Raw genomic sequence first — 17,057 nt, 5'->3', positions numbered from 1 at the left:
ATAAAGTAAAACAAAAAATCAGACAAAGTAACACTTGGCTGATTTTTTGTTTTTTTGTATTCCAATCAACGGCGTAAGGAATCCATAATTACACTTTGCAATACACAATTTAACTTTGATAAAGCAATTAACAATATATTAACGATATTTACAGTTAATTTACATAAAACACACACTAATCTGAAACTACGAATGCTACACTGTTTGTGGGGAAATAAGTTAAGAAATTACTACTGATGGCACGCCGTATGCGATGAAAGTCGCCTGTACGGTGTAGGCCCGAACCGAAAGCCGTAGTTAATGCGGTATAAGACGGGAATAGCTTGACAACTGTAACAAATGTAGCTGATTTTAATACTGCTATTGTACAAGGAGTAGATGCACTTACGATTTCTGGAGATGTTGCTACAGGTTCAACATTTAACCTTCAAGGAAAAACTATTACTAATTTAACTATTGATTTAACGGGTATGACTAATGCTGAAACGATTACTTTAACAAATGGATCTGTAAAGAACCTTACAATTAAAGATAAAACAGATGTTACATTAAATGTTAATAATGTAGTAGTCGAAAACCGTACAATCCTTAACTAAGTTTGATAGGTGGAGAAACGGGAGAAGTCAAAACTTCTCCTACTTCTTCCGTTTTGATTTCCAGGTTCGGAAGAAATACTTTGTAAAATATTTTTTTATGAGTTCTTTATCTTTAAATAGCATAGACATTGAAGGAGCGAGAATAGATGAAAAGTAAAAAACGATATTCTATTAATAAATCTGCAGGATATGCCGTTTTATCTACAGCAGCCTTTGCATCACTAGTATTGGTTCCGTCCGCAGTAGCTCATGCAGATGTAAATTTTTCTGGGACAACTAGTCTTAAAGGTGAAGTGGTTATTACAACACAAGTTCAACTTACAGATGCAACTGCAAATGGTTCATTAAAAGATGCAAAAGTAATTATTGATCCAGTTACTCCAGGAATGAAAATTAACTTAGGATCCGTAAAAGTGAATAATATTGAAATTAAGAAATCAGTAAAGTTAAAAGGCAACAATCTTAGCGATGCAAAGATTGTATTGAATCCTGTCAACGGTAATAGCGTCATTGATTTAAGTGGTGTTAATGCAACGAATATCATTATTGCCAACAACAATGTAAAACAAATTACGGTTGCGGATAATATAACTAGTATCTCAAAAGCAGATGGAGTAACAGCTGCTGACCCAATTATTCTTGATAAAGACGGTAAAGCTAAAGAAGATGTAACAGTTATTCCAGAAAAATCAGTAGTAGATACAAAGGTACTGAAAACAGCAATTACAAATGCTGAAATAGCTCTTGAAGGTGCGGAAGAAGGAACTAAAGTTGGACAATATCCAAAAGGTTCTATCAAAACACTTCAAGATGCAATTAAAGTAGCACAAGCAGTAGTAGCTGATAAAGAAGCTGATCAAAAAGCAGTTGACGCAGCAAGTGAGAAGTTGAATGCTGCTGTAGAAGTATTCAAATCAGGTAAAGTTAGCGATGGGAAATTTAATCTATCAATCATGCACGTAAATGATATACATGCTAGTACAGACAAAGCCCCAAAACTTGTTACAGCGGTAAATGAAGTACGCGCAGCTAAACCAGATGCATTGTTGCTAAATGCAGGAGATGTATTCTCTGGTACGTTATATTTCAATGAATTCAAAGGAATGGCAGACTTAGCGTTTATGAATTTAATGAAAGTCGACGCTATGACGTTTGGTAACCATGAGTTTGACCTTGGTTCATCAGCGGAAGGTCACAAAGCATTGGCCGACTTCATTAAAGCGGCAAACTTCCCGTTTGTATCCGCAAACGTAGATTTCTCAAAAGATCCATTGTTTGATGGATTGTTCAATACAAAAATTTCAACAACTCCTAAAAACAGCAATATCTACGCAGGAATTGTAAAAGAAATAGACGGAGAAAAAGTCGGTATCTTTGGTCTAACAACTGCTGAAACGAAGGACATTGCAAGTCCAGGAGAAATTACATTCTCTAACTATATTGAAGACGCAGAAAGAATGGTTGCTGAATTTGAAGCAATGGGTGTTAACAAAATCGTAGCAATAACACATATTGGTTTTGATGATAATGCCGCGATGGACAATGACCAAGAACTAGCAAAACATGTCGATGGGATTGACGTAATTGTAGGTGGACATAGCCATACGCAATTAGACAAACCTGTAGTTGTAGACAAAGATGAAAAGGGTGCAGCGAAAGATCAAACGATTATTGTACAAGCCTATCAATATTCAGATTACCTTGGGACTTTAGATGTTGAATTTGATGAAAAAGGTGTGGTAATAGGACATGCAGGTAAGTTAATTGCGACTAAAGATAAAAAAGAGAATGCTGAGGCAGTCGAGCTCTTAAAACCTTATAAGGATAAAATCGCTGCTGTAAATGAAGAGGAAATTGGAGTAACACTTGAAACTACGTTGGAAACCCCTCGTACAGGTGAAGATAATTCGAAACCAAGTGTACGAAAAAATGAAACGATTTTAGGGAACTTAATTACCGACGGCATGCTTGCAAAAGCGCAAGATTATGCAAAAGACAAAAAAGTAATTATGGCATTCCAAAATGGTGGTGGAATTCGCGCTGGTATTGGAGCAGGTCCAATCACAGTAGGCGAAGTAATCACAGTACTTCCATTCGGTAACACATTAGCGACTATGGATGTTACAGGTGCAGAATTAAAAGAAACATTTGAAATTAGTTTTAAAGAGTATCCAAAAGAAAATGGCGGTTTCCTCCATGTATCAGGTGCGAAAGTCGAATTCGATTCTTCGAAACCTGCTGGACAACGTGTAGTTTCAATTTCCTATAAAAACGCAAACGGTTCTTACACTGAAATAGAAGACGCTAAGACCTATACAGTAGCAACAAACGCATTCACTGCAAAAGGTGGAGACGGCTATGATGTTCTAAAAAAAGCTTATGAAGCAGGTCGTGTAACTGATCTTGGCCTTTCAGATTGGGAGAATTTAAGAGAACATTTAGTATCGCTGGGCAACAAAATTCCAACCGAGATTGAAGGTCGTATTATAGACGTTGCAGCCGTTGTCGAAGAACCGGATACTGAAGACGTAGCAGGTGAAGATTTCTCAGGTACAGTTGACAAACCGAAAGTTTACAACGGTAACGTTACGGTATCGGTTACAGACGTAGTTTCCTTTGAAAATGTAACTGTAAAAGGAAATTTGATCCTGACAGGTACGCCAACTGAAAACGTATCATTCGCGAATATTACGGTTGAAGGCGATCTAGATCTTACAGGCCTGGATTCAGATGTCTTTGGATTTGATGGTATTACTGTAGCTGGAGAAACAAGGCTTTAATACTTCTCGCAAAGCCTTCTGCTTGTAGGCTGAAGGTTTTGCGTTTTTCAATGTCATATTAGCTTTACTCAAATTTGTATATAAAAGGGAGAATCGTTTAGATGAGTAAAAGTAATTGGAAGAAACCTGTAAATACTATGCTAGCAGCAAGTCTAGTAGCGGGCCTAGTAGTACCGGCAATACCTGCTACAGTAAGTGCTGCAACGAATGCGACAGACCTAATTATTTCTGAATATATTGAGGGAAGCAGCTTTAACAAGGCTATTGAACTCTATAATGGGACAGGTGCAGCTGTCGATTTAAGTGCATACTCACTTGAGCTATATGACAATGGAAAAACAATTTCTCAAAAACCAGTGACGTTATCAGGAACGTTGGAGAACGGTAAAACATATGTAATTTATCACAAAGATGCAGTTGAAGAGATTAAAAGTGTAGGAGATTTAGAGAATAGCGCTATTGCAAACTTTAGCGGAGATGATGTAATTGTTCTAAAGAAATCGGGTGAAGTCATTGATTCCTTTGGTCAAGTTGGAGCAAGAGTTGACTGGGGGAAAGATGTTACACTAGTACGCAACAGCAATATTACAACCGGTGATACAGCAATCGATGATGCATTCAATCCATCAATCGAGTGGACAGCATTTCCTAAAGATGATTCCAGCAATTTAGGTATGCACGTAATGGACAGTTCAGGACCGACTGATCCAACAGAACCAATTGAAGTGACGACAGCAACAATTAATGGAACGGCAAAAGTTGGTGAAACGTTAACGGCCTCAGTAAATGAAGGGGCGACAAATGTAACTTACCAATGGCAAGTAGCTGATACCGCAGATGGTGTTTACGCAACTATTGATGGAGCTACAAATAAGACACTAACATTAGTTGAGGGACAAGTAGGTAAATTTATTAAAGTGATCGTTAATGGTGATAATGGTTCATCGATAGCAAGTGATGCGACGACAGCAGTTGCGGCAGCAGATGCAACAGATCCTGAAACACCTGTTGAAGGGATGTCAATCGCAGATGCTCGTGCCCAAGGAACTGGTAAAGTAACAGTAAAAGGTATCGTAACAGCAAAATTAAAAAATACGATTCATATCCAAGATGGAACGGCAGCAATTGCAGTTCGTCCAGCATCTCTGAATGTTCAACTGGGTGATGAAATTACAGTTGATGGTGCATTAGAGGAATATAATGGTTTATTACAATTAACGGGAACACTTGTAGGTGAACCAGTATCTAAAGCAGTACCTAGTCCAGAAGTACTTGCAGGTGCACAACTGAACGAAGCGAGCGAATCGAAACTAGTAACAGTAAATAAAGTAACGATATCTGGAGCTTCTCAAAACTATAAAGGAACGGATGCGGCTGGAACAGAATTTATTGTTCGCGATGAAAATAGCAACTTAGGATTAGTAGCTGGTACAACATACGAGTCAATTACAGGTATTGTTCAAGAATTTAGCGGCGCCTATCAAATTATTCCACGCTCACAACAAGACATTGTCGCAGATAGCTCAATTATCCAACCAGTCTTCGCGAACCCAGGAAGTGGAACATTTGTTGGAAAGAAAACAGTAGAATTATCAACGACTACAGCAAATGCAGAAATTTATTACACGTTAGAAGATAAAGATCCAACAGTTGATGGTCAAAAATACGAAAATCCGATTGAAATCACTAAAGATTCAACACTAAAAGCAGTTGTAAAAGCAGAAAACGGTGACTTTAGTGAAGTGAAGACGTTTGAATATAAAATTACAGACAGCCTACAAATTCACGATGTCCAAGGAGAAGGTCATACAACTCCCTTCAATAATCAAACCGTGGAAGGAATTGAAGGCGTAGTCACCTATGCTTTCACATTGAATGGTGCATTTTATTATCACATTCAAACGCCTGACGCATTAGCGGATGACAATCCAAATACGTCAGAAGCAATTTTGCTTTACAGCGGTAACAAATCGTTGCCAATCAAGGTTGGTAATCTAGTATCAGTTAGCGGTAAAGTAAGTGAATATGCATATGATGGTTATTCTGATGCGAATACAACTGATTTGAAAACTACACAAATTAATGTCCGTGATGACGCAGGTGGAAAAGTTCAAGTTATCAATAATGAAGTAACGTTACCAGATCCAATCATCATCGATGAAAAAAAGATGGCGACTACAGCGATTGATAGCGATAATTTATCCGTTTTCAACCCTAAAGTGGATGCCATTGATTTCTGGGAAAGCATAGAAGGTATGCGCGTAGAAGTTGTTGATGTGAAAGCAGTAGCACCACAAGAGCATGGGGATCTCGTAACTGTTCTTGAAACTGCACCAACAAATTCACTTCATGGCGGAGTACTATATGAAGAAGGAAAACAAAATCCAAATCGTGTCCAATTCCGTTTGGAGCCAAATGGACCTGGTCGTGATTTCGAAGTAGCAACTGGTGATAAATTCAAAGGTCCTATCTCAGGGGTAGTAGGCTATTCATTCCAAAATTATAAGATCTATGTTGATTTGGAAAAAATGGAGAGCGCCCATAAAAAAGGTGCTGCAACACCGGAAAAAACGGCGATTGTAAAAGCGGATGACAAGTTAACGATTGCTTCGTATAACTTGGAAAATTTCTCGAATAACACAACGTCTTCTCCGAACGCTAAAGCACAGAAATTAGCACGTGCATTTGCTACTGATATGCAAAATCCAGATATTATTGGCGTAACGGAAGTTCAAGATAATAACGGGGAAAGTTCAGGGGATTCAAAGGCAAATCAAAGCTATGAAAGATTGATTTCTGAAATTGAAAAAGCTGGTGGTGTTAAATATAAATATGCCAACATCGACCCTGAAAACAACAAAGACGGCGGTGCACCAAATGCGAATATTCGCGTCGGATTCCTCTACAATCCGGACCGTGTTGCATTAACAGAAGGTGCTACTCCAGGAACTGCTACAACTACTGTAGGGTATCAAGATGGCAAGTTAACACATAATCCAGGTCGTATCGATCCAACAAATAGTGCGTTTAACAGTAGCCGTAAACCATTAGCAGCACAATTTGATTTCCAAGGCGAAAGTGTCGTGGTTATTGCGAACCACTGGAATTCAAAAACGGGGGATACGCCATTATTCGGATCTATCCAACCACCAAAATACGATAGCGAAATCCAACGCCATAAAATTGCAACTATCGTAAACAACTTTGTGAAAGATATTAAAACGGATAATCCTAAAGCGAATGTTGTATCATTAGGCGACTTTAATGATTATCAATTCTCTGAGACTCTTAAAATTCATGAGGGTAGCATAATGACAAATATGATCAATAAAGTTGAAACTTCTGATCGTTACACATATCTATACCAAGGTAACTCACAAGTGCTAGATCATATTTTAGTGACTAACAATCTAGTGGAAAATACAGTAATCGATATTCTTCACATTAACGCAGACTTCACTGATATGGCTGGTCGTGCATCTGACCATGACCCAGTAATGGTTCAAATCGATCTAAAAGGTGAAGGTGAAGACGAAGAAATAGATGTAACACCAATCACACCTGAAAAACTATATGATTTCAAAAATCTTACAACGAAGAAATTAACAATTACGAAACCGAGTATCTCACTTACACTAGGTGAAAATACAACGATTACAGATGGCGTTTTATTCACAGGAGATTATGCAGAATTCCACGGTAAAGGATTCGCTGACAAAACAATAACAATCAAACCATTAAAAGCTGATGCAATAATTGATTTCAAAGGAACAAATATTCAAAAAATAATTATTGACGGAACTAACGTAAAACAAATTCGTGAACTTCCTGAAAATGTTGAAATTGAATACACTAATGGAGCATCTGCAGCTAACATTCAGTTCATAGACAAAGAAGGGAACCTCGAAAATGAGGTTCCTTCTTTACCTACTGAAAACAAAGCGCCAATTGTAAAAACAGCAATTCCTAATTCAACTGTTGCAACTGGAAAAGCGTTAACCTTCTTGTTATCAGATTACTTCTCTGATCCCGACAAAGATGAACTAACATTTACTTCAACAAAGGGAACGATTGAAGGAGCTACATTAACGTTAAAACTTGAAGCGGGAAGCCATATCGTTGGTGTTACTGCAAGTGATGGTGAAAAAACGGCGACTACCAGCTTTACAGTTACAGTTAAAGCGGATTCTGGAGAAGAGTCACCACTAGATACGTATTACAAAGACGCGATTGGTAAGAACGGACAAGCGTTAAAAAATGCACTTCACGAGATCATCGATGACCATACCCAACTCTCCTACGCTCAAGCATGGGAAGCACTCCGTGAAACAGATGAGGATCCAAATAACATCAACAATGTCATACTGTTTTATTCCGGAGAGTCCCGCTCTAAAAGTCGCAACGGTGGTAATGTAGGTGACTGGAACCGTGAACACACATGGGCGAAATCACACGGGGACTTTGGCACAAGTAATGGACCAGGAACAGATATCCATCATTTACGTCCGACAGATGTACAGGTCAATAGCTCTAGAGGTAACTTAGATTTTGATAACGGTGGAAGCGCAGTTAAAGGATGTAATGGATGCTTAAAAACTGCAAGTTCATTTGAGCCACCAGATCGCGTAAAAGGAGACGTAGCAAGAATTCTCTTCTATATGGCAACTCGCTATGAAAAAGGCGATCGTGTAGACCTCGAATTAAATGAAAAACTCAATAACGGAAGTGCACCATACCATGGTAAACTTTCAGTCCTACTAGAATGGCATAAACAAGATCCAGTCGATGAATTTGAACGGAATCGCAACAATGTCATCCAAGAATGGCAAGGAAACCGTAATCCGTTTATTGATCACCCCGAATGGGCGGAACTAATATGGAAACAGGTTGGTCTAGCTGATATGCAAATTGCATCTTGAGTCAAGATTAGTTAAGAGCTAGGAATAAATGAAAATCATGATGTCCAACGTAATTCAGCAAACCCACTATAGAATGATTTATATGGATGGATAAAGGCTGGTTGAAGAATAAACTGTACCCCGAATTTCGGACTTCAATAAAGAAATTGATGTAAGACTAAGATAAGAACCCTGTAATATCGATTGAAGACGCCTTCCAGCTGATCACAGTAAATGGTCATGTGGAAGGCATCTTTTTCTGTCTATGATTGTGTGGGTACTAGTAGACTTGAGCAATTAGAATCAGTGGGGGCTTCGGGAATTGCCTCGAAGTGTCCAACGAAATCAGTGAAGCCTCTAACGAACCGCCGAAAGTGTCCAACCATTCCTGGGAACTGTCCAACCAACAAAGGAGTGTCCAACAAACCCCTCGAAGTGTCCAACGAACGCAGAAAAGCCCCCAACCAACTGCCGAAGGTGTGCAACCATTCCCGGAAACTGTCCAACCAACAAGGGAGTGTCCAACGAAACCCTCGTAGTGTCCAACGAAATCGGAAAAGCCTCCAACGAATCGGGGAAAGTGTCCAACCAACAAGGGAGTGTTCAACGAAACCTCCGAAGTGTCCAACCATTCCTGAAAACTGTCCAACAAATTAAAATTTCAAGTACTTGTACACGACACTATTCAGTCAATCCACTCCGATTATATATTTATTAGTTGAGGAGTAAAGAAATAACTAATCATCTAAACTTCTTTAAGTTTTATATAATTGTGTGAGTCGTGAATTGTTTTTTGTTACACAGGCATCCATACAATTAATGTCAGACCTATTCTTTCATTAATCCAAATGATATAATAGTGCTATATAAATAGAAAAGATTTACTGCGAATATAGTATAATACAATAAATCATAAATATGGAAAGTCGGAAAAACTGCGAACCGCTAATTTAAGAATACATATTATTATAGACTCTTAAACTGGAAACATTAATGGGAGTGTTTATTTGTTTTGTTTTAACTGCGGGGAAAAAGCTCGTTTGCAGGCGGAGTTCTGCTCTTTTTGTGGTACTCGACTTGATAGGCAACCAGAAAAAAGTAGTTATTCAAATCAAAAGTGTGAAGATTCATCAGCGATGGTGGAGCCAATAGCCAAAAGCGTTCCAGAACATGTAACAGGAACTTTTTTGCAAGCTACTGAAAAAATAAATGCACTGGTTGGAGAAAAAGGTGCCATTGATGTGGATTTACGGGATGTTTTTTCCGCTGTCTTAAAAATACATGTGAAGGACCGCTATAGCAGGTGCAGCGCTTGTGTATGTGAAGAAAGGAAATCTATTTAACCAACATCATCTATTGAATGCAAAATTCATTAAATTATTTTCAGTGCCTGTTATTTTGCATTCCATTTGGGATATGCCGCTCTACTATTTGCAGAATTTTAATTTTTTATATATTTTGCTGATTAGTATCGCATGGATTTTTATATTTACTTTAATAAACGCGGGACTTCAACAGATTGTACGACTAAATATAGAGCAAGTTGATGAAATTGATTTGCCAGTAGGATAGGGGATTGTATATGCATTGCACTCATTGTGGGGGTACGATTTTTGAAAAAGATCAATTTTGTGGGGCTTGTGGAAATAACCTTTTGGACAGTAATGTGGAAACACCTAGTGAGACAGAAGCACCGGACTTGTTGAAAGCTTTTGTTGGCGAGTATAAAGAGTCGTATTACTTTGGGAAATGGGCAAAAAACGAACGACGATCATGGAACTGGGCCGCTTTCTTTGCTACGCTTTTCTGGCTCGGTTATCGGAAAATGTATAAGCATGTACTAGTGATACTGCTGTTTTTGCTCATAGCTGACGTAGTACACTATTTAGTAGGAGCCTCCACCGCTCAGTTTGACTTATATATCAACATCGGTATTGCGGCAGTACTTGGTATTTGGGGTAATTTTGAATATAAAAAGTTTGCACAAAAGGAAATCAACAAATTAGAAAAGCGCTTTTCAGGTGACGAGCTTCTTGAGAAAGTACGAAAACGTGGTGATAGTAGTTGGAAAGGCTTTTGGTTAACGCTTTTGTTGATATTCGGGTATGCAGGCATTTCAGTCGTTTTCGAATCGGTCGTACATTCTTTTACCGAGGTAGAGAGTAACACAGAATTGACAACTTATACAGATCAAGACTACGGGATCTCATTTGATTATCCAGTCATTTGGAACAATTCGGTAGAGATTAGTTATGGAACCTGGGAAAGTAATTCGGAGGAAACAATCGATTTTTATTATTTAAACCACTCGAAAGAAATTGAACAATACGTATTTAGCATCATTATTTATGATGAAGTTTTAGAGGAAAGTTACTGGGGAAATAGCGATGAAATATACTTAACCAATGATGGTAATAAAACCTACACGTTGGCGATTGCTGGTGAGGCAAATGAAGAAATGCATAACCCTTTAAACCAAGAGGACGTGGATATTGTGTCAAATATGATACGTGAGTTGGAGTTTGTAATAGATTCATTTCGGTTGGAATAAGGAAGTAAGGTGAGGATTTGTGCCAAATAAAAGATCAGCTGTTTTCGATTTAACGCATAAAACGGAAAGTTCGAGCTGTAAACAATTATGTCTTCCGTGAGGGGACTTAGTGTCAGATACTCACTAGCGTTACGTAGAAACCATAATAAATAAAAAATCCAATACTTTTACATTTGTGGTCAGACTAAAAATTAAAAAAGGAATCGAGTCTGTGTAAATTGACTCAGTTCCCTTTTTTTGTAATTTATTTTTGGTCGTTCTCTTGCATATTTAAAAAATGTTCTTTGGTTATTGGGCTAACAATGACGAAATCCTCTCCATATCGTATGGGCTTCGGTACTTTCTGTCTACCTTTACTCTTCTTCTTTTTTCGCTAGAACTCTTGCAGAAGCCTATAGCATTGCTCTGTAATAACCAATAATGACTGGCGAAATGACCAAGTAATTCTGCTAAATCTCTTGTATCTAAATCAATAAGCCACCGACTGATTTGCGAATGACTAATGGACTTTAAATTAATCCCATTCCCGAAATTTTTACTAGAACGAATACCAGTTTCAATTTGTCTAAGAGATTCCCACTTACAAAGATTTGCCATAATAAACGTTTTATCATAGAAAAGACGGTTGGCTTTTTTGCGTTGTAATTCAGACTGGACAGGTGCTCACACATTTTAGCTTTGTTACAAGGACAGGCCTCCTTCAATTAATAATCATTTCTATTAATTAGGGGTTGTATTATTCGGAATACATTGTATACTGGGTATAGTTACATAACTAGGCAGAGACTATGAGATGAATGCCTAAATGAAAGCCCTTACATGGATAGGGGTTTCATTTAGCATTCATCTTTTTTGTTGCCTAGATTACAAAATATTACTATAGGGGGATAATCATGAAAAGAGCTGGCTTAATGGCTGCTAGTATTCTATTAGCGGCAAGTGTACTAGGTGGATGTGCGGGTGGATCTTCAGATGGTGGGAGCGGTAAAGGTAGTCGAATTACACTTTATTCACCTGAGACTCCAGACTTTACGAAAGAGCTTGCTCAAAAGTATCAGGAAACGCATGATGAAAAAGTGGATGTCCATTATGCCGGTACGAACGTCCTTGTCAATCAGATGTTAGCAGAGAAAGATAATCCGAAAGCTGACGTTTGGTATGGCGGTGGGGGGATCCTTCCCTTCGAAGCAGCAGTAGAAAAAGGGATTCTTGGTAAGTATATTCCTGATTTTGCAGCAGATTGGGACATAGTTGAAAATGGTATTAAAATGAAACATGGAGATGGCAACTACGTCGGAGTCGAAATCTTCGTATTAGGTTTCGCATACAATACGGAGCTCGTTACAGAAGAAGAAGCCCCGAAAACGTGGGAAGATTTGCTTGATCCTAAATGGGAAGGGAAAATTCAGTTCCCTAACCCGGCAGCTTCCGGAACAGCAACATTAATGGTCATGGATCAAATGATGCGCAATGGAGAAGACGAAGCATGGGCTTATTTTGAGAAACTTGTTAAACAAGCAAACTCTATGCCAGATTCAGGGTCAACGCCTACAAAATCAGTATCTATGGGTGAAGCGCATATTGCTGTCGGTTTTGACTTCATGGCATATGAACAAAAAGCCAAAGGTGAAAGTGTGGACTTCGTAGTGCCTGATAAAACGCCAGTTCTCGTAAACCCAGTATCCATCATTGAAGGTGGTCCAAACGAAGAAGGCGGAAAGAAATTCATCGATTTCCTTCTATCTAAAGACGCTCAACAAATAATGGCAAACTGGTACCATATTCCGATAAACCCTGAAGTGGAATCGAAAACACCACTAACACTTGATAACATTAAAGAGCATGCGGTTGAGCTCGATATCGATTGGGTTAACGCAAACTATGACCGTGTACGAAGCGAATGGCAAGCTAAATTTCAATAAATAAGGGGGTGTAGTGATGGGCTCAGTAAGAATAAGCAATCTCATAAAAACATTTGGTGACTTTACTGCACTGAATGATATTAACCTAGATATAGAGGAAGGCGAGTTTTTTGCCCTCCTCGGCCCTTCTGGGTGTGGAAAGACGACGACTATGCGTTGCATAGCCGGTTTTGAGGATCCTACCTCTGGAAGCATTTACATAGGCGATCGTGAAGTGGAAAATATTCCGGCAAACAAACGAAATTGTGGAATGGTATTTCAAAGCTATGCATTATTCCCTCATATGAATGTATTCGACAATGTTGCCTACAGCCTGGATATCAAACAATTAAATTCTAGTAACCCCATTAAGCAAATGGGTATCTATGCACGACTTTTGAACAAGAGATTTGGAAAACATCCGAAAGAGACAATAGAGAAAGTAATGAAAATACTTAAATATGTGGAATTGGATAATCATGCGGAACGGATGACTAGTGAACTGTCGGGTGGGCAGCAGCAACGGGTCGCTCTTGCTCGGGCACTTGTCATGGAACCGGCAGTACTTCTGATGGATGAACCACTTTCGAACTTGGACCAGGCACTTAGGCATTCAATGAGAAATACGATAAGAACAATTCAACAGGATTTAGGGATAACTGCTATTTTCGTTACTCATGATCAGGAAGAAGCCATGAGTATGGCTGATCGTATTGCAGTTATGGATAAAGGAAATATAGTTCAAATCGGTACGCCGACAGACTTATACAGTAATCCTGCATCTCCATTTATAGCAAACTTTGTTGGGACGTCTAACATACTAAAGGGGACAGTCTTAGGCGAAGAAAACGGATTAACAATTGTAAAAGGCGAAGGTTTCTTAATTAAGTCAGCTAACAAGACATCAAAAAAAGAAGTAGATGCAATCATACGTCCTGAACACGTGAAAGTCGAAGCTGCTGATAGTGTCATCGATGAAACGAAAACAAATGTTATTGAAGGAACAGTTGTTATGTCCACATATTTGGGCTCAGTGGTTCGCTATGATGTACAAGTCGGTGGTTATCAACTTATCGTTGATACAACATATACTTCCGGAGTAAGCATTTTTAAAGAAGGAAGGAAGGTTAAACTGACGGTGGAACATGGAAGGGTGCTGTTGATATGAAGAAATTCAAAGACAGATTTAGTGGATTAACGCTCATTAAGATATTGATTTATGCGTTTTTCGGTCTGTTTATGCTCCTTCCCTTGTTTTCAGTATTTCTAGTCAGTTTTACTGGCCAACCCATCAATCTGCTAGGCTCATTAACGGATCCAGCTATATTCAGTTCAACAATAGAAAAATTGAAAGGTATGTCTTTAGAAAACTATAAAAAGATATTTACGAATGCGGGCTATTTATCTGCATTGAAAAATAGTCTACTTTTAGGATTCACTGTTACCATTATTGTCATTTTGGTATGTATCCCGCTTGCATATGGGATTGCTAGAACGAAGATGCCTTTCAAAAAAACGATTTCCGCACTATGTATGGTACCACTAATCGTACCGACATTCATATCTTCATATGCGTTTATCATTATGTTTGGACGCGCAGGATGGGTAACACAGATTTACAACGCACTAGGCGGGGAGGGAATGTTTGTAAACCCGTACTCGATGACGGGTGTTGTTTTAGTACAAGTATTCTTCTTCTTCCCTTATGCTTTATGGCCACTTGTTGCTGCATTTAAAGTAAGTGATGTCAGTTTGGAGGAAGCATCACAGAACTTGGGAGCCAAAAGTTGGTTTACATTTGCATTCGTGACATTTCCACTTGCACTACCGGGTGTCATTTCTAGTGCACTCCTAATTTTCACTGTTAGCTTCTCGGATTTTGGGACACCAATCGTTCTTGCTCCTAAGGAATTGAACTTGCTTGTCGTTGAGGCGTATCGTGAAATTTCCGGTTTCTTTAACTGGGGTGGTGCTGCAATTTTGACCGTTGTCATGGTGATTGTTGCCGCATTCTTCTTTTGGCTTCAACACTTGTTTACAAAAGGAAAGAATTATGGTTCTGTGTCCGGAAAGCCAAAACAGCAGAAATTAATTGAAAATAAATTATTGACTAGAATTCTATCAGGCTATTCTTTCTTCATCGTATTAGTGCCGCTTCTAGCAATGCTTTCAATTGCATTACAATCAGTTGCAACGACCTGGGGAAAAAATCTATTACCGAACGGTTATACATTAGATCATTATAAGACTATTTTCTCTACCTCAATGGGGAATATTCAAAATAGTATTATGCTTGCCACTGGAGCGCTCGTTCTGAGTGTAATTATTGCTACTTTTGTTTCTTACTTTGTTGTAAGACAAAACTCTGCGAAACTCGATTTCATGGCATCTATTCCACTCGTTGTTCCTGGAATTGCGTTTGGGATTGCAATGATCCAAACATTTAATACTGCACCGTTACAATTGACGGGTACAGCGTTTCTCCTCATCATTGCATATACAATTCGTCGGCTCCCTTACATGGTTCGTTCGACAATGGGGGCGATGCGCGCTATAAAGCAAGACATTGAAGAAGCTGCTATTAATCTTGGTGCAACTCCACTTACTGCAGCCATTACGATTATCGGACCACTTATGCTTCCGGGAATAGCAGCAGGATCGGTTTTGGTATTCATTACAGTCATAAAAGAAGCAAGTGTATCTATTTTGTTAGCTCCACCAGAATGGGCGCCAATGAGTTTGGCGATTTTCCAAAATATTTTACGTGGAGAATATTACTCTGCGGCTGCAATGTCGATTATTTTAGTAGTACTCGTTCTTGTACTGCAGGCAATTGCTACTGGAATAGGTAGAAAACAAAAGCTATGAATTTATGGGAGTGAAGTGTCTTGAAAGGATTCATATTTGATCTTGATGGAACAATATATGTGGATGATGGAATCATTAGTGGTGTTGCAGAAGCAATAAAAGAATTGAAGGAACGCGGCGATAAGGTCGTGTTTCTTACGAATAAATCAATTGCAAGTAGAAATGATTACGTTGAAAAGTTAAATAAGCTTGGTATTGAGGTAAAGATTGATGAAGTGATCAATTCGAATTACATCACTGCACATTATCTGAAGTCAGCAATGGATGAAGGGGATACTGTATATGTAATTGGAGAAGAGCCTTTATTCAAAGAGCTTTCAGATGAAAAAATAAAGTTGGCAGATGTACCTGAAAAAGCATCCTATGTTGTTCTCGGGTGGGACCGTGAGTTCACTTATGATAAGTTAAATATCGCTTTTCAAGCATGGCGGAATGGAGCGAAAATTATTGCGACTAATCCTGATCGGACATGCCCAGTACAAGGTGGGGAAATTCCAGATTGTGGGGCTATGATTGGGGCAATTGAGGGGGCCACCGGTGAACCCATAACAACAATTACCGGAAAGCCATCTTCGATGATGGCGGAATACGTTTTGAATAACGTTTTAGACATGCAAGCGAGTGATTGTTACATGGTCGGAGACAGACTGGAAACGGATATTAAAATGGCTAAAGAAGCCGGTATTCAATCCGTACTTGTCATGACAGGCATCACAACACCTGAAATGTTAAGGAAGACTGACTACCAACCTGATTTTGTACTTGAGAGTGTAAAAGATATTAGTACGTTATAAGTCGAAATTCCACATTTCAGGATCTCCAGAAGAAACTGCGAGTGCGCCAGCCTGTAGTGCATCATGGACTTCAGATATTTGAGTTATTAGTCCACCTGCAATAATTGGATAATTCAGTTCTGAGGAGAGCTCATCAATGATTTTTGGCATGATACCAGGCATGATTTCTACAGCGTCAGGGCGACAAGATTTCACCATCTCAATACCTTTTTGGATTGCGCTTCTGTCTAATAAAAAAATACGCTGTATCGTCATTAGTCCAACTTCATTTGACATTTTAACAATGTGGCTCTTTGTTGTGATAATACCCGTAGGTTTCCAAAATTCAGCAACATAACTGAGGGCATTTTTAGAATTCGAAATTCCATCTATAAAATCTAGATGGATGAAGACATATTTACCTGCCTCTTTAAGTTGTTTGATATAGTCAGCTATCGTCATTAAATTTCCAGTGAGTAAGAATACAATATTAGCATTACTTGTAAGTGACCGTTGTAAATCTTCTTCATTTTGCACAGATGCAATTATTTGCGATTCAACCATATCAACTAAGCGCATAGAGGATTTCCTTCTTTCAATCATTGGAGTGTTTACCTAATAATTATAACATACTAAATAGAGTAATAAATTGAATAAAGGTCAGAGAAGAAGAGAAAGGCCATTACGATG

General features: G+C 38.6%; 10 protein-coding genes. 9 read left to right on the top strand and 1 reads right to left on the bottom strand.

Going from position 1 to position 17,057, the window contains the following annotated elements; genetic code table 11:
• Positions 1–323: 323 nt before the first annotated feature.
• The 9 genes from MKY15_RS04625 (at position 324) to MKY15_RS04585 (ending at position 16,388) form a co-directional block, all read left to right on the top strand.
• Positions 324–596: a hypothetical protein gene (locus tag MKY15_RS04625; protein ID WP_342539154.1), complete on the top strand. Its 273-nt coding sequence runs from the start codon at positions 324–326 to the stop codon at positions 594–596.
• Between the two features lie 146 nt (positions 597–742).
• Positions 743–3,376, top strand: a complete 2,634-nt coding sequence (locus MKY15_RS04620; RefSeq protein WP_342539153.1) for a 5'-nucleotidase C-terminal domain-containing protein — start codon at positions 743–745, stop codon at positions 3,374–3,376.
• Between the two features lie 101 nt (positions 3,377–3,477).
• Positions 3,478–8,295 carry an endonuclease gene (locus MKY15_RS04615; protein ID WP_342539152.1) on the top strand — a complete coding sequence of 1,606 codons (4,818 nt, stop codon included), beginning with the start codon at positions 3,478–3,480 and terminating at the stop codon, positions 8,293–8,295.
• 986 nt (positions 8,296–9,281) lie between these two features.
• Positions 9,282–9,617 carry a hypothetical protein gene (locus MKY15_RS04610; RefSeq protein ID WP_342539151.1) on the top strand — a complete coding sequence of 112 codons (336 nt, stop codon included), beginning with the start codon at positions 9,282–9,284 and terminating at the stop codon, positions 9,615–9,617.
• 239 nt (positions 9,618–9,856) lie between these two features.
• The gene (locus MKY15_RS04605; protein ID WP_342539150.1) at positions 9,857–10,825 is read left to right on the top strand and encodes a DUF2628 domain-containing protein; all 969 of its coding nucleotides are present in this window, start codon (positions 9,857–9,859) and stop codon (positions 10,823–10,825) included.
• An 893-nt stretch (positions 10,826–11,718) separates the two neighbouring features.
• Positions 11,719–12,747: an extracellular solute-binding protein gene (locus MKY15_RS04600; protein WP_342539149.1), complete on the top strand. Its 1,029-nt coding sequence runs from the start codon at positions 11,719–11,721 to the stop codon at positions 12,745–12,747.
• A 16-nt stretch (positions 12,748–12,763) separates the two neighbouring features.
• Positions 12,764–13,894 carry an ABC transporter ATP-binding protein gene (locus MKY15_RS04595; RefSeq protein WP_187045882.1) on the top strand — a complete coding sequence of 377 codons (1,131 nt, stop codon included), beginning with the start codon at positions 12,764–12,766 and terminating at the stop codon, positions 13,892–13,894.
• Positions 13,891–15,594 carry an iron ABC transporter permease gene (locus MKY15_RS04590; protein ID WP_187045881.1) on the top strand — a complete coding sequence of 568 codons (1,704 nt, stop codon included), beginning with the start codon at positions 13,891–13,893 and terminating at the stop codon, positions 15,592–15,594. Before MKY15_RS04595 ends, MKY15_RS04590 begins: the two co-directional genes overlap by 4 nt.
• Before the next feature lie 20 nt (positions 15,595–15,614).
• The gene (locus tag MKY15_RS04585; RefSeq protein WP_187045880.1) at positions 15,615–16,388 is read left to right on the top strand and encodes an HAD-IIA family hydrolase; all 774 of its coding nucleotides are present in this window, start codon (positions 15,615–15,617) and stop codon (positions 16,386–16,388) included.
• On the opposite strand, the gene MKY15_RS04580 is transcribed toward MKY15_RS04585, so the two are convergent.
• Positions 16,383–16,946, bottom strand: a complete 564-nt coding sequence (locus tag MKY15_RS04580; RefSeq protein ID WP_187045879.1) for a glycerol-3-phosphate responsive antiterminator — start codon at positions 16,944–16,946, stop codon at positions 16,383–16,385. The genes MKY15_RS04585 and MKY15_RS04580 overlap by 6 nt on opposite strands.
• Positions 16,947–17,057 lie beyond the last annotated feature (111 nt).

The organism is Sporosarcina sp. FSL K6-1540 (assembly GCF_038620285.1).
In the GTDB taxonomy this organism is placed as follows: Bacteria; Bacillota; Bacilli; order Bacillales_A; family Planococcaceae; genus Sporosarcina; species Sporosarcina psychrophila.
This window is presented reverse-complemented; position numbering and strand designations above follow the sequence as displayed.